At 73.8% G+C, this 25174-nt stretch carries 25 protein-coding genes; 12 read left to right on the top strand and 13 right to left on the bottom strand.

Annotated elements, in window-relative coordinates:
* Positions 1–6 precede the first annotated feature (6 nt).
* From F4692_RS06815 to F4692_RS06800, 4 genes are all read right to left on the bottom strand, one after another.
* Complete coding sequence (locus tag F4692_RS06815) at positions 7–765, bottom strand: endo alpha-1,4 polygalactosaminidase (RefSeq protein ID WP_179618812.1); 759 nt, start codon at positions 763–765, stop codon at positions 7–9.
* Between the two features lie 131 nt (positions 766–896).
* Positions 897–1511: an ANTAR domain-containing protein gene (locus F4692_RS06810; RefSeq protein WP_179618811.1), complete on the bottom strand. Its 615-nt coding sequence runs from the start codon at positions 1509–1511 to the stop codon at positions 897–899.
* A gap of 127 nt (positions 1512–1638) precedes the next feature.
* On the bottom strand, positions 1639–2262 hold the full coding sequence (locus F4692_RS06805; protein ID WP_179618810.1) for a LysE family translocator: 624 nt from the start codon (positions 2260–2262) through the stop codon (positions 1639–1641).
* A 60-nt stretch (positions 2263–2322) separates the two neighbouring features.
* Positions 2323–2814 (bottom strand): hypothetical protein, encoded by a 492-nt coding sequence (locus F4692_RS06800; protein WP_179618809.1) that lies wholly within the window; start codon positions 2812–2814, stop codon positions 2323–2325.
* A gap of 294 nt (positions 2815–3108) precedes the next feature.
* Between F4692_RS06800 and F4692_RS06795 the strand changes: the two genes are divergently transcribed.
* The 5 genes from F4692_RS06795 to F4692_RS06775 all read left to right on the top strand — a co-directional run bounded on the left by F4692_RS06795 (position 3109) and on the right by F4692_RS06775 (position 6373).
* Complete coding sequence (locus F4692_RS06795; protein WP_179618808.1) at positions 3109–3600, top strand: DUF2087 domain-containing protein; 492 nt, start codon at positions 3109–3111, stop codon at positions 3598–3600.
* Positions 3601–3629: 29 nt separating this feature from the next.
* On the top strand, positions 3630–3971 hold the full coding sequence (locus F4692_RS06790; RefSeq protein ID WP_179618807.1) for a UBP-type zinc finger domain-containing protein: 342 nt from the start codon (positions 3630–3632) through the stop codon (positions 3969–3971).
* A gap of 80 nt (positions 3972–4051) precedes the next feature.
* Positions 4052–4873 (top strand): glycerophosphodiester phosphodiesterase family protein, encoded by an 822-nt coding sequence (locus F4692_RS06785; protein ID WP_179618806.1) that lies wholly within the window; start codon positions 4052–4054, stop codon positions 4871–4873.
* 45 nt (positions 4874–4918) lie between these two features.
* Positions 4919–5851 (top strand): DUF5926 family protein, encoded by a 933-nt coding sequence (locus tag F4692_RS06780; protein WP_179618805.1) that lies wholly within the window; start codon positions 4919–4921, stop codon positions 5849–5851.
* A 183-nt stretch (positions 5852–6034) separates the two neighbouring features.
* On the top strand, positions 6035–6373 hold the full coding sequence (locus tag F4692_RS06775; protein ID WP_179618804.1) for a YnfA family protein: 339 nt from the start codon (positions 6035–6037) through the stop codon (positions 6371–6373).
* Here the strand turns inward: F4692_RS06775 and F4692_RS06770 are convergent.
* Together F4692_RS06770 and F4692_RS06765 are read right to left on the bottom strand one after the other, a co-directional pair.
* The gene (locus F4692_RS06770; RefSeq protein WP_179618803.1) at positions 6254–7237 is read right to left on the bottom strand and encodes an EamA family transporter; all 984 of its coding nucleotides are present in this window, start codon (positions 7235–7237) and stop codon (positions 6254–6256) included. The genes F4692_RS06775 and F4692_RS06770 overlap by 120 nt on opposite strands.
* Positions 7238–7340: 103 nt before the next feature.
* A complete protein-coding gene (locus tag F4692_RS06765; protein WP_179618802.1) occupies positions 7341–7583 on the bottom strand; it encodes a hypothetical protein in 243 nt (80 codons plus the stop codon).
* Between the two features lie 162 nt (positions 7584–7745).
* On the opposite strand from F4692_RS06765, the gene F4692_RS06760 reads away from it, so the two are divergent.
* Entirely contained in the window at positions 7746–10616 is a 2871-nt protein-coding gene (locus F4692_RS06760; RefSeq protein WP_179618801.1) for a helix-turn-helix transcriptional regulator, read from the top strand.
* A gap of 12 nt (positions 10617–10628) precedes the next feature.
* Here the strand turns inward: F4692_RS06760 and F4692_RS06755 are convergent, their stop codons facing one another.
* From F4692_RS06755 to F4692_RS06725, 7 genes are all read right to left on the bottom strand, one after another.
* Positions 10629–11681 (bottom strand): adenylate/guanylate cyclase domain-containing protein, encoded by a 1053-nt coding sequence (locus tag F4692_RS06755; RefSeq protein WP_308645183.1) that lies wholly within the window; start codon positions 11679–11681, stop codon positions 10629–10631.
* Between the two features lie 5 nt (positions 11682–11686).
* Complete coding sequence (locus tag F4692_RS06750) at positions 11687–12061, bottom strand: cyclic nucleotide-binding domain-containing protein (protein WP_179618800.1); 375 nt, start codon at positions 12059–12061, stop codon at positions 11687–11689.
* A 70-nt stretch (positions 12062–12131) separates the two neighbouring features.
* Positions 12132–13358 carry an arginine deiminase gene (locus F4692_RS06745; RefSeq protein WP_179618799.1) on the bottom strand — a complete coding sequence of 409 codons (1227 nt, stop codon included), beginning with the start codon at positions 13356–13358 and terminating at the stop codon, positions 12132–12134.
* A 92-nt stretch (positions 13359–13450) separates the two neighbouring features.
* Complete coding sequence (locus tag F4692_RS06740) at positions 13451–14377, bottom strand: hypothetical protein (RefSeq protein ID WP_179618798.1); 927 nt, start codon at positions 14375–14377, stop codon at positions 13451–13453.
* Between the two features lie 129 nt (positions 14378–14506).
* A complete protein-coding gene (locus tag F4692_RS20680) occupies positions 14507–15655 on the bottom strand; it encodes a GNAT family N-acetyltransferase (RefSeq protein ID WP_218858171.1) in 1149 nt (382 codons plus the stop codon).
* A complete protein-coding gene (locus F4692_RS06730; RefSeq protein WP_308645182.1) occupies positions 15637–16242 on the bottom strand; it encodes a TMEM165/GDT1 family protein in 606 nt (201 codons plus the stop codon). Before F4692_RS06730 ends, F4692_RS20680 begins: the two co-directional genes overlap by 19 nt.
* Positions 16243–16256: 14 nt before the next feature.
* A complete protein-coding gene (locus F4692_RS06725; protein ID WP_179618797.1) occupies positions 16257–17099 on the bottom strand; it encodes a prephenate dehydratase in 843 nt (280 codons plus the stop codon).
* A gap of 69 nt (positions 17100–17168) precedes the next feature.
* Here F4692_RS06725 and F4692_RS06720 point away from each other — a divergent pair, with 69 nt between their 5' ends.
* The 6 genes from F4692_RS06720 (at position 17169) to F4692_RS06695 (ending at position 25169) form a co-directional block, all read left to right on the top strand.
* Positions 17169–17570, top strand: a complete 402-nt coding sequence (locus F4692_RS06720) for a DUF4446 family protein (protein ID WP_179618796.1) — start codon at positions 17169–17171, stop codon at positions 17568–17570.
* A 183-nt stretch (positions 17571–17753) separates the two neighbouring features.
* On the top strand, positions 17754–19412 hold the full coding sequence (gene kdpA / locus F4692_RS06715; RefSeq protein ID WP_179618795.1) for a potassium-transporting ATPase subunit KdpA: 1659 nt from the start codon (positions 17754–17756) through the stop codon (positions 19410–19412).
* Positions 19409–21409: a potassium-transporting ATPase subunit KdpB gene (gene kdpB / locus F4692_RS06710; RefSeq protein ID WP_179618794.1), complete on the top strand. Its 2001-nt coding sequence runs from the start codon at positions 19409–19411 to the stop codon at positions 21407–21409. Before kdpA ends, kdpB begins: the two co-directional genes overlap by 4 nt.
* Before the next feature lies 1 nt (position 21410).
* Positions 21411–21995, top strand: a complete 585-nt coding sequence (kdpC, locus tag F4692_RS06705; protein ID WP_179618793.1) for a potassium-transporting ATPase subunit KdpC — start codon at positions 21411–21413, stop codon at positions 21993–21995.
* Between the two features lie 4 nt (positions 21996–21999).
* Positions 22000–24498, top strand: a complete 2499-nt coding sequence (locus F4692_RS06700; RefSeq protein WP_179618792.1) for a sensor histidine kinase — start codon at positions 22000–22002, stop codon at positions 24496–24498.
* Entirely contained in the window at positions 24495–25169 is a 675-nt protein-coding gene (locus F4692_RS06695) for a response regulator (RefSeq protein WP_179618791.1), read from the top strand. Before F4692_RS06700 ends, F4692_RS06695 begins: the two co-directional genes overlap by 4 nt.
* Positions 25170–25174 lie beyond the last annotated feature (5 nt).

Here is a 25174-nt window from a genome sequence, read left to right as displayed (position 1 = left end):
CGTACGTCAGCAGAAGCGGCGTACGCCGTCCGGCGTGAGGTCGCGGTCGCGCAGGACGACGGCCAGCCGGTCGCCGTACGCGCGGCAGGTCTTGCGGAAGTCCCGGGCGCGGTACTCGACGACGAGCACCCGGTCGCCGTAGGAGTCGACGTAGGCGTCGCACTCGTCGTAGCGCCCGCACTCCTCGGACACCGCGAAGTCGAAGCCGGCCGTGGTGCCGTCCCAGGTGGCCCAGTTCTTCTGCCCGGCGGCGAGCCCCGCACCGTGGGCGGTGGCGGTCAGCAGGAGGGCGAACGCCTTGGCGTGCCGCGCGCTGATGAGACCGCCGCTGCGGGAGAACGAGTCGAGGTTGTCGTACTCGACGGCGTCGAAGCCGTCGCGGGCGCAGCCAGAGGTCCAGCGACCCACGATGCGGGCCAGGCGCTGGCGCTTGGCCGGCGTGCGGATGTCGAGGAGCCACTCGCCCCAGGCCTCGTCCTCGACCAGCCGGCCGCGGCCGTCCTGCAGCAGCAGGTCGCGGTGCTTGCGCCAGTAGGCCTTGGCGTCCGGCTGGGTCTGGAAGCCGTTGACGTAGCAGATGTTGTAGGCCCCGGGGGCTGGGGTGGCGGTCCGGTCGCGCACGACGATGCCCACGTTGTCGGGCACGTAGGCCGCGCCACCGAGCTGGTAGTCGACGTCGGTGCCGGTGGGCAGCGGCGACATGTCGGCCCGGGCCGGGAGGGTGCCGAGGCAGAGCAGGAGGACCGTCACGAGGAGGGCGCGCATGGCGCCAGCCTAGGGGCGTCGTGGAGCGTCCATCCGGCCTTCCCGCCGGTCGCGGTTGCTCGGGTCCCGGTCGGTGGCCTGGTGGGCCCGGTGGGCCACGCGGCACAGCACGTACCCGGACGTCATGGCGCCTACGTCCGCTCGTCCGTCGGTGGCTCGTCGGGGTCGATGGCGGCATGGTGTGCGGCGACGACCTGCACAGCGACCGCGACGACGGTGCGCCCGCTGTCGCGGGCCACGTCGGCCAACCACGCCTCGGCCTGGTCGAGGCTCAGCCCCACGGCGCCCATGAGGGTGCCGATGGCCGCGTCCATCAGGGCTCGCGACCGCAGCTGTGCCGGAGCGAGTTCCGCTCGCCGACGGCACCTGAGGGCGAGGTCGTGGTCGAGCAGGGAGGCCCCCGGGACAGCGCCCAGCCGGCGCTCGAGCACCTCCACGCGGCCGGCGAAGGCCTCCTCACGGTCGGAGTAGATCGTGACCACCGCGATGACCCGGCCGCCCGTGGCGAAGCTGAGGGCGACGCTGGTCCGCGAGCCTCGCTGGGAGGCCCGCACGGACGGATCGATGAGTGGCCTGATGTGGACGAGGGTCAGGTCCTCGTCGGTGAACCAGAGGGCGAAGGCGTCGGCGTGCGGGACGACCTCGAGCACGGTCTCGCCTATCCAGGCGACCCTGGCACGCACGCCCTCGTCGCCGGAGGCCACGAGCAGGTCGAGCGCCTCGGCGGTCGCCGGCAACGGCTCCATGCGTGCCGCCCGCCCGGTGTCGCTGTCCGATCGGCCGGCTGGCCCACGGACGCTGACGCCTCCCGGCCACAGTACCCCGGCGTCCGCCCGTGGGCGGGCGAACCCGGGCGACCGTGGGGGCCGCGCCTCAGTCCACGGTCAGCATGGTGGCGCCGAGGCCGACCATGAGCGTGCCGCCGGTGGCGCTGAGCGCGTCGAGCCGCTCGGGTCGCCGGGCGAACCACTGCCGGGCGGTCCCGGCGGCCAGCGCCCAGATGCTGTCCGACATCGCGGCCAGCACGCCGAAGACCACACCCAGCAGCATCGTCTGCACGGCGACGGGACCGCCGGGGTCGGTGAACTGCGGGAGGAACGCCACGAAGAAGACGATGGTCTTGGGGTTGGTGGCCCCGACGGTGAAGCCGATCCGGACGGGGTGGCCGCGGCGCGCGGGAGCTCCCTCCGACATCGCCAGCCGGGCGTCGGCGCGGTGACGGATCGCCTGGACCCCGAGCCACACGACGTAGGCCGCGCCGGCGACCTTGACGACGGTGTACGCCGTCGCGCTGGCCGCCACGACGGCGCCGAGGCCGACGGCGACGAGCGCGACCTGGGCTGCGAGGCCGAGGGCGTTGCCGAGCACGGAGAGGAGGGCCTCGCGCCGGCCCACGGTGAGCGCCCGGCCGATGGTGAACAGCAGGCTCGGCCCCGGGACCTGGATGAAGAGGATCGAGGCGACGAGGAACGCGATCCACTGGCTCGACGACGGCATGGGCCCAGTGTGGGGCCACGCCGCCGCCGGTGTCAGGTGGGTTCGGCGAGCGGACGGGCGTCAGCAGCCGCAGGAGTAGTAGGTGATGTCCCAGTGGCTGCCCTCGCGGGCGTACACGTTGCCCGACGGGGCCGTGTAGAGCGTGGCTCCGTCGCCCCGGGTGCCGGAGTAGGCGTAGTGGCCGGTGATGTGGTCCGTCACGCACGTGGTCGGCCGCACGTCGACCTTGTAGCCGTTGGCATGGCTGTAGGTGCCCGACGCGTGGCCGGTCTCGGTCCCGCCCGTGATCGTGATGGCGCAGCCGCTGACGGACCTGAAGGTGCTGATGCCGCTGACCGTCTCCTGGTTGATCTGGTCGTAGGACGTGCACGTCGAGACGGTGCGGTCCGTGCAGCCCCCGGTCGAGACGCGGGTGATGCCCGCCGCCGTGAGCTGGCTCGCGGCCTGCGCGTCGGTGAGCTTGGTGACCGCCTGCGACGGACCGGCCAGGCCGGCGACCGCGACGAGCGAGGCGACGGCGCTGAGCAGGGTCCTGCGAGGGGTGCTGTGCATGGGCATGACTCCGTACGTCGGTGGCGAGACCCCCGATGGCCTCGCCCTCTCCTCCCACCAGAACAAGCCGGCTCCGCCCGGGTCAACCCCCGCAGAAAGTCTTTGCCCCCGCCCGTGGGCCTCTGGCACCATCGACGCCGAGGGCGTCGTCCAGCGCCCAGCCAGGCGCGTCGGCCCCAGTCCGCGCGAGGTGGTGAAGGGGAGCAGATCCTCGGACGTCATGGGTGAGCCACGTACGTCGAACGCCCGCTGCAGGGCGCACTGGGGGCGCAGCGCAGCAGAGGGTGATGACGAGTGACCAGGGACAGTGACTTCAAGCAGGTCGTGCGCGCCCGCATGGCCGAGACGGGCGAGACCTACACCGCGGCCCGGGCGGCGCTCGAGGCCGGGGCGCAGCGACCGGGGCGGCAGGAGGCGTACGACGCAGCGCGGGCCGAGCAGGAGCGCCTCGTCGGCAGGCTCTTCACCGACGGGCGGATCGAGCGGGTGCCGGCCCGGCGGAAGGTGCGCGCGGCGGTGCTGCTCGAGGTGCTCACGCGGTTCGAGCCCGGACGGGAGTACGCCGAGAAGGAGGTCGACGAGGTGCTGCGCAGCGTGCACGAGGACTTCGCCTACCTCCGCCGGGAGCTGGTGAACTACCACCTCATGGTGCGGTCGGACGGCCGCTACCGCACCGCCGAGCGGGCACCCGTGCGCATGCCGGTCGAGGAGCAGGAGATCCCGGCCTGGGAGGCGCACTGGCTGCCGGGGTTCCTGGCAGGTGGATCCGGACCGGGCACTTCCTGAACCGGCCCCGGCGAGGCAGGCTGGTCCCCATGACTGCAGGCATCGACCCCGAGGTCGCCCCGTCCGGCACGGGGTGCGTGGAGTGCGAGGAGGCCGGTGGGTGGTGGGTGCACCTGCGCCGCTGCGCGCAGTGCGGCCACGTCGGCTGCTGCGACTCCAGCCCCGCCCAGCACGCGACCGCGCACCACCAGGCGACCGGCCATCCCGTCGTGCAGAGCTTCGAGCCGGGCGAGGACTGGTTCTGGGACTACGCGCGGTCGGTCGGCGTGACCGGCCCGCGGCTCGCCGACCCGCAGAGCAGGCCGGAGGGCCAGTCCGTGCCGGGCCCGGCCGACCGGGTGCCGGCGGACTGGCGCGACCACGTCCACTGAGCGGCCGCTCGACCTCCTCGCTTTGGGGGACGTGACGTGGCGTCCGACGTGACGCGCGCTCGGCGTGCCATGCTCGGCGCATGCGTCGCAGGTCACGCTCCCGCCGCACACCGGAGCGGTCCGACCGTCCCCAGGTCGTCGCGCACCGGGGGAGCAGCCACGAGACCCCGGAGCACACCCTCGCGGCCTACGTGCGGGCCCTCGACGAGGGCGCCGAGGGCCTCGAGTGCGACGTCCGGCTGACCGCCGACGGGCACCTCGTGTGCGTGCACGACCGCAACTTGCGGCGTACGGCCGCGACGATGGGCCTGGTCTCGACGATGAGCCTCGCCGAGCTCGACGAGCTCGACTTCGCCTCGTGGAAGAACCCGTGGTCCGAGCTCGACGACGAGTCGCCGACCCGCGACCCGGTCGACGGCAAGGTGCTCACGCTGCGCAAGCTGCTCGAGACCGTCGCCGACTACGACCGGCACGTCGACCTGGCGATCGAGACCAAGCACCCCACGCGCTACGGCGGCCTCGTCGAGCGCCGGCTGGTGGACACCCTCGCGGACTTCGGGTGGGACCGCGCCGGGTCGCCGGCGCGGATCATGAGCTTCTCCCTCAACGCCGCCAACCGGGTGCGCCGGCTCGCACCCGAGCTGGACGTCGTGATGCTCGTCGACAAGGCGCACCACTGGCCGGTGCTGCGCCCGCTGGTCGGCGACGACTGGATCATCGGGCCCGGCGTCGAGGAGCTGCGCGACCACCCCGGGCTGGGCAAGCACCTGGTGAGGGCCGGGCGCGAGATCCACGTGTGGACGGTCAACACCGAGGACGACCTGCAGGTGTGCCTGGACCTCGGCGTCGCGGCCGTGATCAGCGACCGCCCGGGCTACATGCTGGAGCTGCTCGGCGGGTAGGTCGGGGGTGCAGGCGGGGTGGAGGCACCCGACTAGGGTTCGGGCATGGCCAAGAAGTCCCGCAACCGCAACCAGCCCACCGAGGTCGCCCCCGGCGAGGTCGGACCCCGCCAGCCCTGCCCGTGCGGCTCCGGCAAGCGCTACAAGGCGTGCCACGGTGCCGCGGGCGGCGCCGCGCCGACCTTCGTGGCCCGCCCGTTCGAGGGGATGCCGGGCGAGTGCGACGTGATCGCCCTGCGCGAGCTGGTCCCGGCCGCGACCGCGCCGCTGACGCTCAAGGACGGCGAGCGCGGCGTACGCCTCGCGACCCTGCTGCCCGGTGCGGCGCCCGCGATGGTGCGCGAGTCCGGCGACGTCTGGCTCGGTCTCCAGGTGCAGCACTCCTACGGCAACCCGGCCCGCGACCTCGGTGCCGTGCTCGAGCTGGCACTGGCGACCGAGGAGCCCGGCATCATCGGCCTGATGAGCGCGCCCGGCGACGGGCCGAGCCTGCAGGACCTGATCTCCGACACCGAGCTCGACATCACCGTCCACGACGGCTTCGAGTACTGGATCGACGACATCCCCGACCGCGACGCGAGCATGGAGGCGGCGCTCGAGCAGGCCAACGGCGGCGTGATGCCGACCACCCGGCTCTCCTCGGTCGAGGCGGCGTACTGGACCAACGTGGGCACCAAGGAGCACCTGCGCTGGGTCATGCCGCACCCCGAGGACCAGCTGCTCGACGCGCTCGCCCGCCTGCACGCCGCCGGCCAGGACTCCGTGGCCGACGGATCGCGCTTCGTGGGCATGTTCCGCGCCCACGGCCTGCTGGCCCCCGTGTGGGACCTCCCGCTCGGCACCGGGGCCGAGGTGCTCGAGGAGCCGGCCGCCCGGTTCGCCGCCGATCTCGAGCAGGCGCTGGAGGCTGGCGACCTCACCGCCGAGGAGCGTTCGGCCCGCGCCGGACTCGCCAACCGGCAGGTGACGATCCGTTAAGGATCGCTCCACGTTCGCTCCACGCTTCGAACACAACCGGGCCAATGGTTGTGCGTGCGCTCACGAGCGGAGTAGATTCGTCATCGCCCGGTCGTTGTTGTTTCCCCCGTCAACAACGACCGGGCTTTCACGTCCCCGGGCATGCCGGCCACGCCGAACGGTCCTCGCTGCGAGACTCGGCGCATGCTGATCGCCAAGTCCCTGCTCCTGTTCGCCCTGGCCGCCCTCGCCGAGATCGGCGGCGCCTGGCTCGTGTGGCAGGGCGTGCGCGAGCACCGGGGCTGGCTTTGGATCGGAGCCGGCGTCATCGCGCTCGGCGTCTACGGCTTCGTCGCGACGCTCCAGCCGGACGCCCACTTCGGGCGCATCCTCGCGGCGTACGGCGGTGTCTTCGTCGCCGGGTCACTCGCGTGGGGCATGGTCGCCGACGGCTTCCGCCCCGACCGCTACGACGTCGCCGGGGCGCTGATCTGCCTCGTCGGCGTCGCCGTGATCATGTACGCGCCGCGCGCCGCCGTGTGAGCCCCCGGCCGCCGCTCCGTGCAGGCCGCAGGTGACGACGCCCGCCGAGACCACGAGGGCGATCCCGAGCAGCGTCGGCGTGCCGAGGTCCTGGGCCATGAACAGCCACCCCAGGACGGCGCCCAGCACCGGGTCGAAGGACAGCAGGACCGCGACCACGCGCGCCGAGCTGACGCGCACGGCGAGGAAGTCGAGGCCGAAGGCCAGCAGCACCCCGAACGCCGCCGCCACGGCGAGACGCGGCAGGTGACCGGCCTCGACGTCGGGCAGGGACCCCGCGGTGAGCGGCAGGGTCCAGGCCGCCGCGACGACCAGCGCGAGGGCGAGCTCCTCCCAGCCGTTGCCGTCCGAGGTCGCGCTGATCCGCTCCGCCACGACGGCGTACGCCGCCAGGCCGAGCGCGGCGCAGCCGGCCAGGGCGAGACCGGTGAGCGGCAGGCCGCCCCCGGGGCGCGCGACCAGCACCAGGCCGGCCAGGCTGACCACCGGGAACACCCGCAGGGCCGGGTGCGGCAGCCGGGTCGCCCCGAGCGCGAGCGGCCCGCAGAGCTCGATGGTCACCGCGACGCCCAGGGGCAGGTGCTCCAGCGAGCGGTACATCGCGAGGTTCATCACCGCGATGACCGTGCCGTAGACCGCGATCCACGCCCACGCGGCGGGGTCGCGTCCGCGCCAGCGCGGGCGTACGAGCACCAGGGCGAGCAGGGCCGCGAGCAGGAAGCGCAGGCCGGAGACGCCGCCGGCCCCCAGGTCGGCGAACATCGCGTGCGAGAGCACGGCCGAGCCCTGCACGGCCAGCGAGGCGCACAGGACCAGTCCGGCGGCGACCCCCAGCGGGCGCAGCTGCTCAGCGGTCGGTGGCACGACCGGCCTTGCCGAGGATGCCGACGAGGGCCGGGTGGGACGCCGGGTGGGACAGGGTGGTGTGCGGGACGGGCATGGGAGGACTCCTCGGTCGGTGGTGCGGTCAGGGGATGTCGAGCGCGGTGACGCGCACGACCTCGGTGCGGTGTGCCACGAAGCCGGGCAGCAGCGAGAGCGCCGCCTCCCGGTCGTCGGCCTCGACGTCCCACCAGACGTGGTGACCGCCGAACGCGCAGGACGCGGTCGCCGGGCGCCCCCGCAGAGGGCTGGTGGAGCCGCGCCAGGAGGCGACGGCGGCGCCGCACTCGTCGGGCGTGTGGTGGTGGCAGAGGCGGAACTCGGGCATGACGACGAGGCTGTCGGCGCGGCGTCCCCACCACATCGGGCGGACACCCTGATCCGCACCCTGAACCGCACCCTGGACCGCGCGGCGTACCTCGGCTGGGGCATGGCGCCGGCGCCGGATCGCCCTATCCTGAGTCCCGGCCGAGTCCGGGGAGGGGGACGCGTGGCGCGCACGGATCTCGTCGGGCGGGAGGCTGAGCTCCGCGCGCTGGTGCGTGCCGTCGAGGAGGCCTTCCGCGGGGAGGGCTCGGCGGCCGTCGTCGCGGGCGACCCCGGCATCGGCAAGACCTTCCTGCTCAGCGTGCTCCGGGCGCGGGTCGAGGAGCTGGGGGGCCTGGTGCTCACCGGTCGCGCCTCGGAGTTCGAGGAGCGTCCGCTCGGGCCGTTCGTCGACGCGCTCGAGGCCCACCTGCGCTCGCTGGACGGCGACCTCCTCGACGAGCTGACCGCGGCCGACCGCGTCGAGCTCGCCGCCCTCCTGCCCTCGCTCGACGTCCCAGCGACACCGGACGCACCGGATGCGACGGGAGGGCGCCGTGCCGGCACCCCCGAGCAGCGCGTCGACGGCTACGCCGCGATCCGTTCGGTGCTCGAGGTCCTCTCGCGCCGGCGACCGCTCGTGCTGGTGCTCGACGACCTCCACTGGGCCGACCGGTCGTCCCTCGAGCTCTTCGGCTACCTGCTGCGCCGCCCGGGCCGCGCCCGCGTCCTGCTCGTCGGTGCGTACCGCCCGCGCCAGGTCGACGCCGACCTGGCCGCCGACGTCGCGCGTGCGGTCTACGACGGCACCGCGAGGTATGTCGAGGTGCAGCCGCTCGACGCGGCCCAGACCGCCGAGCTGATGGGGGTCGGCGACGGTGACTCCGTCGCGGACCTGCACCGCGTCACCGGCGGCAACCCGTTCTACCTGCTGACCCTCTCCGGGGCGACCACCCGCCTCGGAGGTGCGGCCGACGGCCTGCCGCCCGCGATCTCGCAGGCGATCCTGGCCGAGCTCGACCGCTCGGGTCCGGCCCGCGGCTTCGCCGAGGCGGCCGCGGTCGTCGGGGACCCGTTCGGGCTGGACCTGGTCGGCTGGGTCGCCGAGGTCGACGACGAGAGCGCGTACGACCTCATCGACCGGTTGGTGCGTCGCGGGATCGTGGAGAGCGGCGACGTCCCACGGCAGTTCGCGTTCCGCCACCCGCTCGTGCGCCGGGCGGTCTACGACGCGCTGCCGCCGGGTCGGCGCCTCGTGCTGCACGAGCGGTGCGCCGCCGGGCTCGCCGAGCTGGGCGCGCCGGCGCCCGACCTGGCCGGCCACCTCGAGCACTCCGCCCGGCCCGGTGACCTCGTGGCGGTGGACGTGCTGACCGAGGCGGCGGCCCTCACGGCCGGGCGCGCACCGGAGACGGCGGTGCGCTGGTTGCGTGCGGCGCTGCGGCTGCTGCCCGCGGCGGCGGGTCGCGAGCCGCGGCTCCGGCTGGTGCGCCGGCTCCCGCCCCTGCTCGCCGCGCTCGGCCGGCCCGAGGCCGCCCTCGACGCCGCGGTCGAGGCGCTCGGGCTGGCGTCCGACGACGAGAGCCGGGTCGAGCTGGCGCTGACCTGCGTGGCGATCGAGCAGGGGCTGGGCAGGTACGCCGACGCGCACGCCCGCCTCGTGGGCACCCTGGAGGGGCTCGACGGCGGCGAGCTGGCGGTGTCGGTGATGATCGCGATGGTGATGGACGCCTTCTACGACCGCGACGCCGGCGCCGTGGGGACGTGGACGTCCGCGGCCGTCGCCGAGGCGGAGCGCCTCCAGCGACCCGTCCTGTCGGCCGCGGCCCACGCCGCGGCGGCGTTCGCCCATGCCCTCGGCGGGGAGACGGCCACCGCGCAGGCACACCTCGGGTCCGCCCTCGCCGTGCTGCCCACGCTGACCGAGGAGGACCACGTCCGGCGCCTCGACGTCCTCGGCGGGATCACGGGAGCCGAGCTCTACCTCGACCGCTACGACGACTGCATCGAGCACGCCGCCCGCGGCCTGGCGTACGCGCGTGCCGCGGGCGACCTGTGGGTCATGCCGACCCTGGGCCCGGCCTACGGCACCGCGCTGTGGGTGGCCGGGCGCGTCGAGGACTCCGTCCGGCACTGCGACGCCATGGTCGAGGCGGCGCGGGCCGCCCGCCGTCCCGAGACCACGGCGTGGGGCCTGTTCAACCTCGCGTTCGCGCAGGCGGTCGCCGGTCGCCTCGACGAGGCGCTCGGCCACGCGCAGGAGAGCCTGACGCTGGCCGAGAGCCGCGCGGACTCGGTCATCACGACGTGGGCCGGCGCGGTGCTGTCCTTCGTCGAGTGCGAGCGCGGTCGCCCCGAGGCCGCCCTCGAGACCTTGTACGCCCGGTGCGGGGGTCCGGGGCTCGACGGCATCCCGGGCGGCTGGCGCACCTACCTGTTCGACACCGCCGTGCGTGCCCACCTGGCGCTCGGCGACCACGCCTCGGCCGAGGCGGCCGCTGCCCGCGCGAGCGCCAGGGCCGAGGCGGTCGGGCTCCCGTTCGCGAGCGCGCTCGCGCACCGCGCGCAGGCGGCCTGCGCCCACGCCGCCGGCGAGCACGCGCGTGCGGTCGAGGAGGCGCTGGCCGCGGCAGCGGACGCCGACCGGGCGGGCGCGCGGGTCGACGCGGCCCGGGCCCGGGTGCTCGCGGGCCGCGCCCGGCACGCGCTGGGGGACGAGGGCGGCGCGGTCGTCCTGTGGACCGAGGCCGCCGAGGTCCTCGACGCGTGCGGCTCGGTGCGGTTCCGCGACGAGGCCGAGCGCGAGCTCGGGCGGGTGGGCCGACGCCCGCACCGGCGTACGACCGTCGGGAGCGGTGCCGCCGGGCTGGCGGCGCTGACCGCGCGCGAGCGCGAGATCGCCGACCTGGTCGTGGACCGCCTCACCAACCCCGAGATCGCCCGGCGGACCTACCTGTCGACCAAGACGGTCGAGAGCCACCTGCGCAACATCTTCCGCAAGGTGGGCGTCGCTTCACGCACCGAGCTCGCCCGGTTGGTCGACGCCGAGCGCTGAGCCCGGGGCGTCTCACGCGCGCAGGTGCTCGCGCACCCGCCAGGCCGCGAGGTCGGTGAACCCCTTCGCCGAGACGCGGCGCACCCGCCGCCAGCGCCAGGGGTCGTCGTCTCCGTCCGTCGCGAGCGCGTCGTGCAACCCCGCGTCGACGAGGACCGAGCCGGGGCGGGCGGCCGAGGTGAGCCGCGACGCCGCATTGACGGTGGAGCCGAAGACGTCGCCGAGGCGCCGGACCACCGGTCCGTGCGCGATCCCGGCGCGCACCCGGGGGAACGCGTCGTCCTCGTCGTCACCGCGGGCCGTGAGCGCCATCGCCACGGCGACCGCGGACGCGGGGTCGGCGACGGTGAAGAGCACCTCGTCCCCGATGGTCTTGATGACCTGGCCGCCGTGGTCGACGACCAGCGTCGTGGTGTCCTGCTCGAAGGCGTCGACCCACTGCACCAGCTCGGTGCCGTCGAGGCTGCGGCTGCGGGTCGTGTAGCCGACGATGTCGACGAAGCAGACCGACAGCACCGACTCGCTCGAGGTCAGCCCGCCGGCGTCCTCGAGGAGGTGCTGCGCGGCGTTCGCGAGGTGCCGGCGCCAGACGTACGCCTGGAGCGACTCCACGCGCGGCAGCACGTCCGTGGCGAGCTGGGTCGCCGCGGACCCGGGGTCCTCGCCCTCGACGGCGAGGCCGGCCAGGAGCGTGGTCTGCCACTCGGCGAGCCGGGCGAAGCTGCGACCCAGGGTGCGGACCAGCGCGGCCTGCGAGTCCGCGGGCAGGATGCCGATCCGGACCAGGTCGGAGGTGAGCCGCAGCGCCTCGACGTCGCCCTCGGTGAAGGCGACGTCCTCGTCGTCGTGGTGCGGGAAGCCGAGCTGGTGCCACAGCGTGACGGCCAGGTCGAGGGGCACGCCCGCGCGCTCGGCGACCTGGACCCGCGTCAGGCTCGGGGCCTGGCCGAGCAGGAAGGCCTCCATCGCGTCGGCGACGTCGGGGGGCAGCCCGCCGCCCGCCTCGTCCACGCCTGGCACGCCTCCCGCGTCGTCGGCGGCGTCCGGGCCGTCCGGGCCGGGCACGGGCGTCAGCCCCCGGACGAGCGTCCCGCGGCGGCAGCGCGCAGCGCCGCCCCGAAGGCCGGCACCTCGTCGGCGAGCTCCTCGAGCTGGTCGCTGGTGAAGTGGACCACCCGCAGCGGCGTCAGGGCGACGACGGTGGCCGAGCGCAGGGTGCGGTTGACGATGGCCGCCTCCCCGACGACCGCGCCGGGACCCAGGGTCGCGATCTCGACGCCGCCCCTGCGGACCGAGACCTCGCCGTCGGTGATGAGGTAGGCCTTGTCGGCCGGGGTGCTCTCCGCGATGGGCGACCAGCCCTGGGGGAGCGTCAGCGCGCGACCCGCGGCCACCACGCGCCGGGCGTCCGCGGGGTCGAGGGCGTCGAGGATGGAGTCGGTCATGCCCCGACAACGAGCCAGCGCCGACCGGGTGATGGGTTTTCGGTCAACGGGTGTTCACCGACATCGACCCTCAGTCGGTGTGCAGGGGCTCCCGGGCGATCGGGCAGCTCATGCAGCGCGGACCGCCGCGACCCGAGCCGAGCTCGGACCCGGCGATCCGGACGACCTCGATGCCGGCGTCCTCGAGCCGGTCGTTGGTCTCGTCGTTGCGCTCGTAGGCCACGGCCACCCGCGGCGCGAGGGCCAGGGTGTTGTTGCCGTCGTCCCACTGCTCGCGCTCGGCGGTGACCGGGTCGAGGCCGGTGTCGATCTGGTGCAGGGTGTCGATCTGCATCGCCTTGGCCGCCGCGACGAGGAACGGCTCGGACTCGCTCACCGCGAGCGTCAGGTCGGACTCGCCCGACCCGGGGTCGGCCAGCGTCACGGTGACGGCGCGAAGGGTGTCGGCGACGTTGGGGTACATCACGACCTTGTCCACGTCGACCATCGTGCAGACGGTGTCGAGGTGCATCGTGGCGCGCTCCTGCGCGATCGGCACGGCCAGCACGCTGTGCGCGAGGCCGGCGTGGAAGACCTGACGCGCCAGCCGCTCGACGCCCGCCGGGGTCGTACGCTCGCCCACCCCGACCGCGATCACGCCGGGCGCGAGCAGCAGGACGTCGCCGCCCTCGACGTGCTCGTTGTGCCAGCCGTGGATCTTGCGGGTGCCGGCGAAGCGCGGGTGCTCGGTGTAGATGAGCTCGGTCAGCTGGGTCTCGCGCTTGCGCGCCGGCATCGCGAGGCTGGTGACGGCGACGCGGTCGCGCACCCAGACGCTGGAGTCGCGCGTGAAGAGCAGGTTGGGCAGCGGGTCGATGAGGAAGTCGTGCGGGTCGAGCAGGCTGGTGACCAGGCCGTGGCCGCCCTTGACCTCGTCGTTGCGGATGCCGGCGGTCAGCACGTCGGTCAGCTCGGCCGGCGCGAGGTCCTTGAGCGCGGACGCGAGGTAGCGCCGCATGGTGTCGCCGAGGTGCAGCCCCGACAGCGCGCTCGTGATCGCATGGTTGCGGGCGAGCTCGCTCTCGAGGGTCTCGGTGAGCAGCTCGGTGAGGTAGAGGACCTCCACGCCACGCTCGCGCAGCGTCTCGGCGAAGGCGTCGTGCTCCTCCTGCGCCCGGCTCACCCACGGGATGCCGTCGAAGAGCAGGCGGTCGTTGTTGCGGGGCGTCAGCCGCTTCAGCTCGTTGCCGGGGCGGTGGAGCATGACGGTGGCCAGGCGGCCGACCTCGCTGTCAGCCCCGTGGGGAGTCTCTGCCATGCCGCGGACTCTATCGCTGGACCCTGCCGCCGCACGTGCGGCGGATGTGGTCCCCGTCCGGACCGATCGACGGCCATGACCGCCGCACGTGCTCAGGCGGCGTCGGCGTGACCGGGGAAGTGCGCCCGCCAGTCGTCGGTGAGCCGGAGGGGTACGCCCGGCAGGCCGCGCGAGCGCAGCACGCGGTGGATGCGGCGCAGGGTCTCCTCCGGGCGGCGGAAGATCCCCGAGCTGACGACGGGCAGGAGGCGCCAGCCGGCGTCGTCGCTCGCGTCGCGCCGGGCGAGGTCGGCCTCCCACGCCTCGACGGTGAGGACGTGCACCTTGCCGTCGTACTCGATCGCGACCTTGGCCGTGGGATAGCCGAGGTCGTGCTTGCGCACGACGTCGCCCGTCTCGTCGCGGATGACGACGTTGACCTCCGGCTCGGGCAGTCCGGCCAGCACGATGAGCATCCGGAGCCGGGTCTCCATCGGCGAGTCGACGCCGGCGCGGACGTACGCCGCGGCGCGCCGCGCCGGCGCGGCGGCCTTGTGCCGGACGGCGTCGGCGAACTCCAGGAGGTCCTGCGGGGTGACCAGCCGTCGTCGCACCATCGCGTCGCCCAGGATGACGAGGTCGACGAGCGTGAGCATGCCCGCCATCTCCACGAAGAGCATCTCCGGGGCCGAGACCACGACCCCCTCGACCACCCGGACCGGCGCGTCCCCTCCGACGTGTGCCCGGACGCCGCGGTGACGGCGCCGCAGGCCGGCCCGCGCGACGCTGACGTGCTCGTCCGCGATCGTCGGGATGGGCAGGTCGTACACCCGGGCGGCCGAGGCGTGGCTGGCCCACGCCACCCCGGCGTACGGCAGCAGCGCGGCGCGCACGCGTACGACCGGGGTGACCACGGTCGACGCAGCGACGTAGGCGCCGGGCAGCACGACACGGAAGCGCGGTCCGCGCAGCGTCCTCGGGCTCACCCCGGCCTCGATCGCGTCACGGCGCAGGAACGGCGTCCGGGGGTCGAAGCTCATGCAGCGATGGTCGCCGCATCGGCGGTGGTGGAGTGCCCGCCATCCACAGCCCACTCGCACGTGCGGCGGTTGTGGTCGCGAGATCGGCCGGCGAGGGGCCAGGACCGCCGCACGTGCGGCGGCGCGACCTCAGCCCCCCGCCGCCCGCCACTCCTCACGGAGGAGGGCGTACTCGTACGAGCTCGTCCACTGCCCCTTCGACCAGAAGTCGCCGATCCGGTGGACCTCGCGCCGCATCCCGAGGCGTTCGCAGAGGGCGGCGGAGCGGTCGTTGCGGGCGTCGAGGTTCGCCACGACCCGGCGCAGGCCGTAGTGCTTGAAGGCCATCCGCAGCACGGCGCGGGCGGCCTCGGTGGCGTACCCGCGGCCGGCGTGGCGCGGCAGGACCGTCCACCCGATCTCGCCCTCGCTGAGGCCGGTGCCCTGGAGGATGAGGATCGAGTCGCCCACCACCTCGCCGTCGTGCTCGGCGACCAGGCCGACGAACCTCCCGTCGCCCGGGTCGGCGCGACGGCGCACCATCTCGGCGACCTCGGAGGGGTTCTGGGTGTGGGTGAGGAGCAGGCTGGCGTAGTCCTCGTCGGCCCAGGCCTCGGCGAGGGCGGCCGCGTCGCCGGGCTCGAAGGGCCGCAGCACCAGCCGCTCGGTGCGCAGCGGCCAGACCGGCGCGACGGGCGTGAGGAACTCCCGGCGGGGTCCGTCGACCCAGGTCTCGCGCACCGTCGGGCCGCCGAAGCGCAGGCGGTCGTACGCCGTCATCGGCCGCAGGAGCGAGTCGAGGCCCGGCACGGCGAGCACGCCGTCGACGGCCTCGCCGATCATCCCGCGGCCGATCTCGTCGTGCGGGTCGCGGCGCAGCAGCTCGACCGCGGCCGACGCCTCCGCGACGCGCTCGGTCTTCTGCCTGATCCGGACGGGGGAGACCTCCTCGAGGCAGACGTACTGCCCGGAGAGGTAGTGGCCCCACTCGGCCTCGCCGGTCGCGGGGTCGTCGGGCCAGAACGCGACGAACCAGTCGTGGAGCCGCTCGACGCCGCCGGCGACCTCCGCGAGCAGGCCGTGGTCCGCCGGCACCATCGGCGTGCCGTCGCTCAGCAGGTACGACGGCAGCGGCAGCAGGCCGTCGAGCATGAGGCGCACCGCCTCGGCCGTCGCGGGCACGAAGTGCTCACGGACGTAGGCGTCGTCCGCGGCGGTCATCGGGTGGTCGCCGTTGACCGCGACGTAGCGGTCGTGGACGGCGGAGGCCAGCCGGTCGCTCAGCGTGTCATCTCCCACACGGTCAAGGCTGCCATGAAGACGCAGACCGCCGCACCGACGTAGTGGAGCACGCTGAGCCGGATGCGCTGGAGCAGGAGACGGCCGACGATGACGGCCAGGCCGGACACCGCGAGCAGGGCGCCCCAGGCGCCGAGGAAGACCGAGACCGGGTCGTCGTACTTCGCGACCAGCGAGATGGTGAGCAGCTGGGACAGGTCGCCCCACTCGGCCGCGAAGAGCACGAGGAACGACGTCACCACGACCTTGAAGCCCTGGGCGGTCGCGTCGGCGCGCGAGGCGTACTCGTCCTCCTGCCCCGCCTCCTCCTCGTCGGCCGTCCGCGCCGCGCGGAACAGGATGATCGCGCCGATGACGAACATCAGCGCCGCGACGGTGTGGATCAGCTGCTCGGGCAGGAACGAGGCAGCCGTGCCGACCCCGACCGCGACGCCCGTCTGGACGAGGAAGGCGAGCGCGACGCCGATCCAGACGAAGAGCGGGCGCATCTTCGTCGACATCACCAGCGTGGCGATGAAGGTCTTGTCGGGCAGCTCCACGACGAAGATGGCGCCGAACGCGAGGGCCACCACGAGCAGGTCGATCACCGCTCGAGTGTGTCCTACGCGTCGCGGAAGGCGTCGGCGGGGTAGACGCCGAGGACCTTCACCTCGGTGGTGAAGAACGCGAGCTCCTCGAGGGCGTTGCGCACCCCGGGGTCGTCGGGGTGGCCGTCGACCTCGGCGAGGAACTGCGTGGCGGTGAAGTGCCCGCCCACCATGTAGCTCTCCAACTTGGTCATGTTCACGCCGTTGGTCGCGAAGCCGCCGAGGGCCTTGTAGAGCGCGGCCGGCAGGTTGCGGACGTTGAAGATGAACGTCGTCACGACCGGCCCGTCGCCCGCCGGCGCCTGCTCGAAGTCGCGCGAGAGCACCACGAAGCGGGTGGTGTTGTGGTCCTCGTCCTCGACCTCCTCGCGCAGCACCTCGAGGCCGTAGATGTCGGCGGCGAGCGGCGGCGAGATCGCCGCCATCGTGAGGTCGCCCGACTCGGCCACCTCGCGGGCCGCGCCGGCCGTGTCGCCCGCGACGACGGGTGTCAGGCCCAGCTCGCGGATGACGCCGCGGCACTGGCCGAGGGCGTGGACGTGGCTGTGCACGGTGCGCAGCGACTGCAGGGTCGCGCCGGGCAGCGCCATCAGAGAGAACTGGATGCGCAGGAAGCGCTCGCCGACGATGTGCAGGTCCGAGGTCGGCAGGAAGTGGTGGATGTCGGCGACCCGGCCGGCGATGGAGTTGTCGATCGGGATCATCGCCAGGTCGGCCTCGCCGTTCTCGACGGCGGCGAAGGCGTCCTCGAACGACGCGCACGCCAGCGGCTCCCAGTCGGGGTAGGCCTGCTGGCAGACCAGGTGGGAGTTGGCCCCGGGCTCCCCCTGGTAGGCGATCCGCCGTGCTGAAGTCACGCCGGGGAGTCTGTCATCCCCGGCCGTGTCCACCGGGCCGTGACCAGCCGCCGAACATAGGGTCGGGTCATGCTCGATGTGGTCCCCGTCGTCGCCGTCGTCCTCGCCGCCGTGGCGTGCGTGCTCGCCGCGCTCGCCCTGCGACGTACGGCCGCGCGGCCCACCGGTGCCGGTGTCGACGCGCTGCCCGAGGACGTGCACGGCCTGCGGCAGGAGGTCGCCGCGCTCAAGGCGGAGAACGCCGACGCGCTGCGGCACCTGTCCGTGGTGCGCTACGACGCCTTCGGCGACGTGGGCGGCCACCTGAGCTGGAGCCTCGCGGTCCTCGACGACGCCGGCCACGGGGTCGTGCTGACCTCGATCCACGGCCGCAGCGAGGCGCGCACCTATGCCAAGTCGATCTCCTCCTGGACGTGCGAGCAGCAGCTCTCGCCCGAGGAGGAGGAGGCGATCGAGCACGCCCGTCCCTGACGTGGGCGGGCGCCGGCGCCAAGTGCCCGTCAAGGCGCGTTAGGACGGCGACAAGACGGGCCCGGGGGCCGCCCGGCGGGACGACGCTCGCGGCATGAGCCTCTTGTCCAGCCTGCTGGTGGTCGCCGTGGTGTGCATCGCCCTCTACGTCCTCGCGGCCCTCGTCCTGCCGGAGCGTTTCCAGTGACCGACACCGTCGGCGGTGTGTTGACGATCGCCCTGCTGGTGGCGCTGCTCGCGGCGGTGTACGTGCCCTACGGGGACTACATGGCGCGGGTCTACACCAGCACCTCGCACCTGCGCGTCGAGCGCCTCGTCTACCGCCTCAGCGGCGTCGACCCCGACGCCGAGCAGGGAGCCCGGTCGTACGCGGCGAGCGCCGTCGGCTTCAGCCTCGTCGGCATCGTCGTCCTGATGGCGGTCCAGCTCTGCCAGGCCGCGCTGCCGATGGACCGTGGACTGCCGGGCGTCGGTCTTTGGATGTCCTTCAACACCGCGGTGTCCTTCGTGACCAACACCAACTGGCAGTCGTACGCCGGCGAGTCCACGTTGGGCTTCACCGTGCAGATGGCGGGCCTCGCGGTGCAGAACTTCCTCTCCGCCGCTGTGGGCATCGCCGTCGCGGTCGCGCTCGTGCGCGGGTTCGTACGCACGCGCAGCGGCTCGCTCGGCAACTTCTGGGTGGACCTCACCCGCGGCACGATCCGCATCCTGCTGCCGCTGTCGTTCGTCGCGGCGGTCCTGCTCGTCGCCGGTGGCGTCGTGCAGAGCTTCGGCGACACGATGATGCAGGCGCTCTCCGGCCACCCACAGGTCCTCACCGGCGGCCCGGTCGCGAGCCAGGAGGCCATCAAGGAGCTGGGCAACAACGGCGGCGGCTTCTTCAACGCGAACTCCGCGCACCCCTTCGAGAACCCGAGCGGCTGGACGAACCTGCTCCAGGTCTTCCTGATCCTGGTGACGCCGGTGGCCCTGACCCGCACCCTCGGCACGATGCTCGGCAACCGCCGCCAGGGCGTCGCGTTCCTGGGCGTGATGGGCGTCCTGTGGAGCCTGGCGCTCGCCGCGGCGACGTGGTCCGAGGTGACCGGCCAGGGTGCGGCCGCGCAGGCCGCCGGAGCGGCGATGGAGGGCAAGGAGACCCGCTTCGGCGAGTGGGCCTCGGCGCTGTTCGCGGTGTCGACGACGGCGACCTCGACGGGAGCCGTCAACGCCTCCCACGACTCCCTGACGCCCGTCGGGGGCGGTGTCGCGATGCTCAACATGATGCTGGGCGAGATCGTCCCCGGCGGCGTGGGCGCCGGCATCTACGGCATCCTCGTGATGGCGGTCCTCGCGGTCTTCGTCGCCGGGCTGATGGTCGGGCGCACGCCCGAGCTCCTGGGCAAGAAGATCAGCGCCCGGCAGATGACCTACGTCGCGCTGTACACGCTCACCACCCCCGCCCTGGTGCTCGTCGGCACCGGCGTCGCGATATCTCGGGACTCGACGTCCGACGCGATGGGCAACGCGGGCGGCCACGGGTTCTCCGAGGTGCTCTACGCCTTCACCTCGGCCGCCAACAACAACGGCAGCGCCTTCGGCGGCCTCACCGTCACCTCGGACTTCTTCCAGGTCACGCTCGGCCTGGCCATGCTCCTCGGCCGGTTGGTGCCGATCGTCCTGGTCCTCCTGCTCGCCGGCTCGCTCGCCGCGCAGGGCAGGGTGCCGGCGACCGCCGGCACGCTCCCCACCCACACGCCCCTCTTCGTCGGGATGCTGGTCGGCGTCATCCTCGTGATGACCGGCCTCACCTACTTCCCGTCGCTCGCACTCGGACCGATCGCTGAGGCCCTCGCATGAACCTCCTGACCCAGGGCGCCCAGCAGCTGCCCGAGGCCCTGCGCAAGCTCGACCCCCGCCACCTGTGGCGCTCGCCGGTGATGTTCATCGTGCTCCTCGGCTCGGTCGCGACCACCGTCGCGGCGATCGTCGACCCCAGCGTCTTCGCCGTCGCGATCAGCGCCTGGCTGTGGCTGACCGTCGTGTTCGGCAACCTGGCCGAGGCCGTGGCCGAGGGCCGCGGCAAGGCGCAGGCCGCGTCGCTGCGTGCGACGCGTACGGACACCCTCGCGCGCCGGCTCGGCGCGGACGGGACGGAGACCGCGGTCCCGGCCACCCGCCTCGTGGTCGGCGACCACGTCGTCGTGGAGGCCGGGGAGGTGGTCCCCGGCGACGGCGACATCGTCGAGGGCATCGCGTCCGTCGACGAGTCCGCCATCACCGGTGAGTCGGCCCCCGTCATCCGCGAGGCGGGCGGCGACCGCAGCGCCGTCACGGGCGGCACGCGCGTCCTCAGTGACCGCATCGTCGTCCGCATCACCGCCGCCGCGGGCCACACCTTCCTGGACCGGATGATCTCGCTCGTCGAGGGCACCTCGCGGCGCAAGACCCCGAACGAGGTGGCGCTGTCGATCCTGCTCGCCAGCCTCACGCTGGCGTTCCTGGCGGCGGTCGCGACCCTCGCCCCGATGGCCGCCTGGTCCGGCGCACCCCAGGACGTGGTGGTCCTCGTCGCCCTCCTGGTCTGCCTCATCCCGACCACCATCGGCGCGCTGCTCTCGGCGATCGGCATCGCCGGCATGGACCGCCTGGTCCGGGTCAACGTCCTGGCCATGTCCGGCCGGGCGGTCGAGGCCGCCGGTGACGTCAGCACCCTCCTGCTCGACAAGACGGGCACGATCACGTACGGCAACCGCCAGGCCAGCTGCTTCGTGCCCGCCCCGGGGGTGGCCGAGGGCGGGCTGCGCGACGCCGCCCGCCTGTCCAGCATCGCCGACCAGACGCCGGAGGGACGGTCGGTGGTCGACCTGGCCCTCCGCATGGGGGCCGACGACCAGGACCTGCCCCGCGACGCGGTCTTCGTCGAGTTCACCGCCCAGACCCGGATGTCCGGGGTGGACCTGTCGGACGGCACGCAGGTCCGCAAGGGCGCGGGCTCCGCGATCGCCGCCTGGCTCGGCACCGAGCAGCCGGCGGAGGTGCGCGAGATCGTCGCCGACATCTCCCGTGCGGGCGGCACGCCGCTGGTGATCGGGCGCAGGGACGCCGCCGGCACGGGCGAGGTGCTGGGCGTGATCCACCTCAAGGACGTCGTCAAGGAGGGCATGTCCGAACGGTTCGCCGAGCTGCGCTCGATGGGCATCCGCACGGTGATGATCACCGGCGACAACGCGCTCACCGCCGAGGCGATCGCGCGGGAGGCGGGCGTCGACGACTTCCTCGCCGAGGCGACGCCCGAGGACAAGATGGCCTATATCCAGCGCGAGCAGGAGGGCGGCCGGCTCGTCGCGATGACGGGTGACGGCACCAACGACGCCCCGGCCCTGGCCGCCGCCGACGTGGGCGTGGCCATGAACAGCGGCACGGCCGCCGCCAAGGAGGCCGGCAACATGGTCGACCTCGACTCGGACCCGACGAAGCTCATCGACATCGTCGAGATCGGGAAGCAGCTCCTCATCACCCGGGGCGCGCTCACGACGTTCTCCATCGCCAACGACGTCGCGAAGTACTTCGCGATCATCCCGGCGATGTTCGTCGCGGCCTACCCCTCGCTCGACCGGCTCAACGTGATGGGCCTCGCGACCCCGCAGTCGGCGATCCTCTCCGCCGTCGTCTTCAACGCACTGGTGATCGTCGGCCTCATCCCGCTCGCGCTCCGGGGCGTCCGCTTCCGGGCCGCGTCGGCGACGGCCGTGCTGCGGCGCAACCTCCTCGTGTTCGGCCTGGGCGGCATCGTCGTGCCCTTCGTCGGCATCAAGCTCATCGACCTGATCGTCTCGACCATCCCAGGGATCTGACATGCTGTCCGACCTCGCCCGGCAGTCCCTCGCCGGACTGCGCCTCCTGCTCGTGATGACCGTCGTCCTCGGCGTCCTCTACCCGGTCGCCGTGTGGGCCGTCGGCCAGGGCCTCGGCGACCGCGCCGACGGCTCACCCGTCCGCGTCGACGGCGTGGTGGTCGGCTCGCGCCTCCTCGGCCAGCAGTTCGACGGCGACGCGTGGTTCCACTCCCGCCCGTCCCCGAACGACCACGACACCCTCGCCTCGGCGCCGAGCAACCTCGGGCCCCTCGACCCGGGCCTCGTCGCCACGATCCGCGAGCGCCGGGCCGAGGTGGCGGCGCGCGAGGGGGTGGAGGCCTCGCAGGTCCCGCCCGACGCGGTCACCGCGTCCGGCTCCGGCCTCGACCCCCACGTCTCCGTGGCGTACGCCGACCTGCAGGCTCCGCGGGTGGCGCGCGCCAACGGCCTTCCGCTCGCGCAGGTCGAGCAGCTCGTGGCGGACCACACCGACGGGCGCAGCCTGGGCTTCCTCGGCGAGCCGGGCGTGAACGTGCTCGAGCTCAACGTGGCGGTCGCCGCTGCCGCCACGGGTGGAGACTGAGGGCATGGAGAGAGGGCGGCTGCGCGTCTACCTCGGCGCTGCCCCGGGTGTCGGCAAGACCTACGCCATGCTCGACGAGGCGCACCGGAGGCTCGAGCGCGGCACCGACGTGGTCGTCGGCTACGTCGAGACGCACGGCCGACCGAGGACCGAGAAGGCCGCCGAGGGCCTGGAGGTCGTGCCGCGCCGCCGGATCGACCACCGCGGCACCGTGCAGGAGGAGATGGACCTCGAGGCCGTGCTCGCACGCCGGCCCGAGGTGGTGCTGGTCGACGAGCTCGCCCACACCAACGTCCCGGGCAGCACCCACCAGAAGCGGTGGCAGGACGTGGAGGCGCTCCTCGACGCGGGCATCGAGGTCGTCACGACCGTCAACGTCCAGCACCTCGAGTCCCTCAACGACGTGACCGAGCAGGTCACCGGGGTCCGGCAGCGCGAGACGGTCCCGGACCACGTCGTCCGCTCGGCCGACCAGATCGAGCTGGTCGACATGAGCCCGCAGGCGCTGCGGCGCCGGATGGCGCACGGCAACGTCTACGCCGCGGACCGCATCGACGCGGCCCTGTCGCGCTACTTCCGCGAGGGCAACCTCACCGCGCTGCGCGAGCTGGCCCTGCTGTGGCTCGCCGACCGGGTCGACGAGGGCCTCGAGCGCTACCGCGACCAGCACGAGATCGACTCGACGTGGGCGACCCGCGAGCGCGTCGTGGTGCCTGTCAGCGGCGGACCCGAGTCGTCCACGCTGATGCGGCGAGCCGCCCGCATCGCCACCCGACGCGCGGGCGGGGAGTGGCAGGCGCTCTACGTCACGCGGCAGGACGGCCTGACCGGCATCTCGCCCGACCGGCTCACCGAGCTCGCGGCGAAGGCCGAGGAGCTGGGCGGCTCCTTCCACACCGTCGTCGGCGACGACGCGGCCGACGCGATCCTGTCGTTCGCGCGGGCCGAGAACGCCACCCAGGTGGTCATCGGCGCCAGTCGCCGCGGCCGGGTCCCGACGCTGCTGCGACCGGGCGTCGGGGAGCGCGTCGTCACCGGCTCCGGCGACATCGACGTCCACATCGTCACCCACGACTACGCCCGACGCTCCGCGACCCGACCGCGGGTCGACAACGTCGGCCCGCGACGACGCCTGGCCGGTCTCGTCTTCGGGCTCGCGATGCCCGTCGTCGTCAGCGCGCTGCTCTACCTCACCGCCGACCTGCACGGGCTGCCGATCGAGGCGATGTCGCTGATGGTGGTCGTCGTCGCGACGGCCCTCATCGGCGGGCTCGCGCCGGCGGTCGTGTCCGCGCTGGCGAGCGCCCTGCTGCTCAACTACCTCTTCACCCCACCGCTCTACACCCTGACGATCGCGGAGCCCGAGAACGTCGTCACGATCGCCATCTTCGTGGCCGTCGGCATCGCGGTCGCGACCGTGGTCGACACCGCCGCGAGGCGTACGGCGCAGGCCACCGCGGCCCGTGCCGAGGCCGACGCGCTCACCGTGCTCGCCCACAGCCTGCTCACCTCGAGCGACGACCTCGAGGGGCTGCTCTCGTCGGCCTGCCGGCTGCTCGACGCCTCCGGCGCCGCGGTCGTACGCCGGAACGGGGGCGCGGAGACCGTCGTCGCGAGCTGGGGCACCCCGCCCACCTCCGTCGAGCGGGCCGACGTGTCGGCGGCGATCGACGAGGAGAGCACCCTCGTCCTCGCCGGCGCGACCCTCCCGGCGTCCGAGCGCGGCCTGCTCAACGCCTATGCCGCCTACGCCAAGGTGATGGGTGAGCGTCGGGCGGCGACCGCGGCCGAGGTCGAGCGGCTGCGGCTGCTGGAGGCGGACCGCACGCGCACGGCACTGCTGGCCGCCGTGTCGCACGACCTGCGCAACCCGCTGGCCGCGGCCAAGGTGGCCGTCGCGAGCCTGCGGTCGACGGACGTGACGTTCGGGGAGGAGGACCGTGCCGAGCTGCTCGCCACGATCGAGGAGTCCACGGACCGGCTCAGCGCGCTGGTCGCCAACCTGCTGGACATGAGCCGGATCTCCACCGGCGCGGTCAGGCCCCTGCTCGGCGAGGTCGACCTCGCCGAGGTCGTGCGGGCGGCCATCGCGCCCCTCGCCGGCGGAGGACGGATCGAGGTGGCGGTCGACCCCGAGCTCGCGGTCCTGGCCGACGCCGGGCTGCTCGACCGGGTGCTGGCCAACATCTGCGAGAACGCGCTGAAGTACACCCCCGGGTCCGCGCAGGTCCGGGTCGCCGCCGCGACCGCAGGGGACCGCGTGCTCCTCCGCGTCGCCGACACCGGGCCGGGCGTCGCGGACCACGAGCGGGCCGGGCTGTTCACGCCCTTCCAGCGACTCGGCGACGTCCCGCAGCAGGACGGGGTGGGGCTCGGCCTCGCGGTGGCGCAGGGCCTGACCGAGGCGATGGGTGGGACGATCACCACCGAGGAGACCCCCGGCGGCGGCCTGACCTTCGTCCTGGACCTGCCCGCCCCGTCCGAGCAGAGCGAGGCCCGATGACGTTCGTGCTGGTGGTCGACGACGACCCCGCCATGCGACGCACCCTGTCGATCAACCTGCGGGCGCGCGACTACGAGGTCGAGACGGCCGGCGACGGCCGCTCGGCGCTGCAGGTGGTCGACGAGCGGATGCCGGACGTCGTGCTGCTCGACCTGGGCCTGCCCGACCTCGACGGCATCGCGGTGCTGACCCAGCTGCGCTCCTTCACCCAGGTCCCGGTGATCGTGGTGTCCGCGCGCACAGAGTCCGACGACAAGGTCGAGGCGCTCGACCTCGGCGCCGACGACTTCATCACCAAGCCGTTCTCGATCGAGGAGCTCCTCGCCCGCGTGCGCGCCACGTCGCGCCGCGCCGGTCGGGAGGAGCCGGACCTCGTCGTGGAGGTCGACGGCCTGCGCCTCGACGTGACCGACTCGCGTGCGACCCGCGACGGCGTGGAGGTGCACCTCACGCCGATCGAGTGGAAGCTCGTGGAGGTCCTGGCCCGGCGGCGGGGGCGGCTGGTCCGGCAGGCGGAGCTGCTGACCGCGGTGTGGGGGCCGGCGTACGACACCCAGACCAACTACCTGCGCGTCCACCTGGCCAGCATCCGGCGCAAGCTCGAGGCGGACCCCGCGCACCCGGTGCTCTTCGTGACCGAGCCGGGGATGGGCTACCGCTTCGCGCCCTGACGGGC

Source organism: Nocardioides cavernae (assembly GCF_013410035.1).
Classification (GTDB): domain Bacteria; phylum Actinomycetota; class Actinomycetes; order Propionibacteriales; family Nocardioidaceae; genus Nocardioides; species Nocardioides cavernae_A.
Note: the sequence above shows the minus strand (reverse complement) of the source record. Positions and strands in the feature narration are given on the sequence as shown.

Bases quoted from the DNA above. Each gene is read 5' to 3' on its own strand.
- F4692_RS06740 (WP_179618798.1), bottom strand. From the start codon at position 14,377: ATGAGCTTCGACCCCCGGACGCCGTTCCTGCGCCGTGACGCGATCGAG.
- F4692_RS06805 (WP_179618810.1), bottom strand. From the start codon at position 2,262: ATGCCGTCGTCGAGCCAGTGGATCGCGTTCCTCGTCGCCTCGATCCTC.
- F4692_RS06745 (WP_179618799.1), bottom strand. From the start codon at position 13,358: ATGGCAGAGACTCCCCACGGGGCTGACAGCGAGGTCGGCCGCCTGGCC.
- F4692_RS06750 (WP_179618800.1), bottom strand. From the start codon at position 12,061: ATGACCGACTCCATCCTCGACGCCCTCGACCCCGCGGACGCCCGGCGC.
- F4692_RS06785 (WP_179618806.1), top strand. From the start codon at position 4,052: ATGCGTCGCAGGTCACGCTCCCGCCGCACACCGGAGCGGTCCGACCGT.
- F4692_RS06765 (WP_179618802.1), bottom strand. From the start codon at position 7,583: ATGCCCGAGTTCCGCCTCTGCCACCACCACACGCCCGACGAGTGCGGC.
- F4692_RS06790 (WP_179618807.1), top strand. From the start codon at position 3,630: ATGACTGCAGGCATCGACCCCGAGGTCGCCCCGTCCGGCACGGGGTGC.
- F4692_RS06780 (WP_179618805.1), top strand. From the start codon at position 4,919: ATGGCCAAGAAGTCCCGCAACCGCAACCAGCCCACCGAGGTCGCCCCC.
- kdpC (WP_179618793.1), top strand. From the start codon at position 21,411: ATGCTGTCCGACCTCGCCCGGCAGTCCCTCGCCGGACTGCGCCTCCTG.
- F4692_RS06775 (WP_179618804.1), top strand. From the start codon at position 6,035: ATGCTGATCGCCAAGTCCCTGCTCCTGTTCGCCCTGGCCGCCCTCGCC.
- F4692_RS06810 (WP_179618811.1), bottom strand. From the start codon at position 1,511: ATGGAGCCGTTGCCGGCGACCGCCGAGGCGCTCGACCTGCTCGTGGCC.
- F4692_RS06720 (WP_179618796.1), top strand. From the start codon at position 17,169: ATGCTCGATGTGGTCCCCGTCGTCGCCGTCGTCCTCGCCGCCGTGGCG.
- F4692_RS06700 (WP_179618792.1), top strand. From the start codon at position 22,000: ATGGAGAGAGGGCGGCTGCGCGTCTACCTCGGCGCTGCCCCGGGTGTC.
- F4692_RS06695 (WP_179618791.1), top strand. From the start codon at position 24,495: ATGACGTTCGTGCTGGTGGTCGACGACGACCCCGCCATGCGACGCACC.
- F4692_RS06815 (WP_179618812.1), bottom strand. From the start codon at position 765: ATGCGCGCCCTCCTCGTGACGGTCCTCCTGCTCTGCCTCGGCACCCTC.
- kdpB (WP_179618794.1), top strand. From the start codon at position 19,409: ATGAACCTCCTGACCCAGGGCGCCCAGCAGCTGCCCGAGGCCCTGCGC.
- F4692_RS06800 (WP_179618809.1), bottom strand. From the start codon at position 2,814: ATGCACAGCACCCCTCGCAGGACCCTGCTCAGCGCCGTCGCCTCGCTC.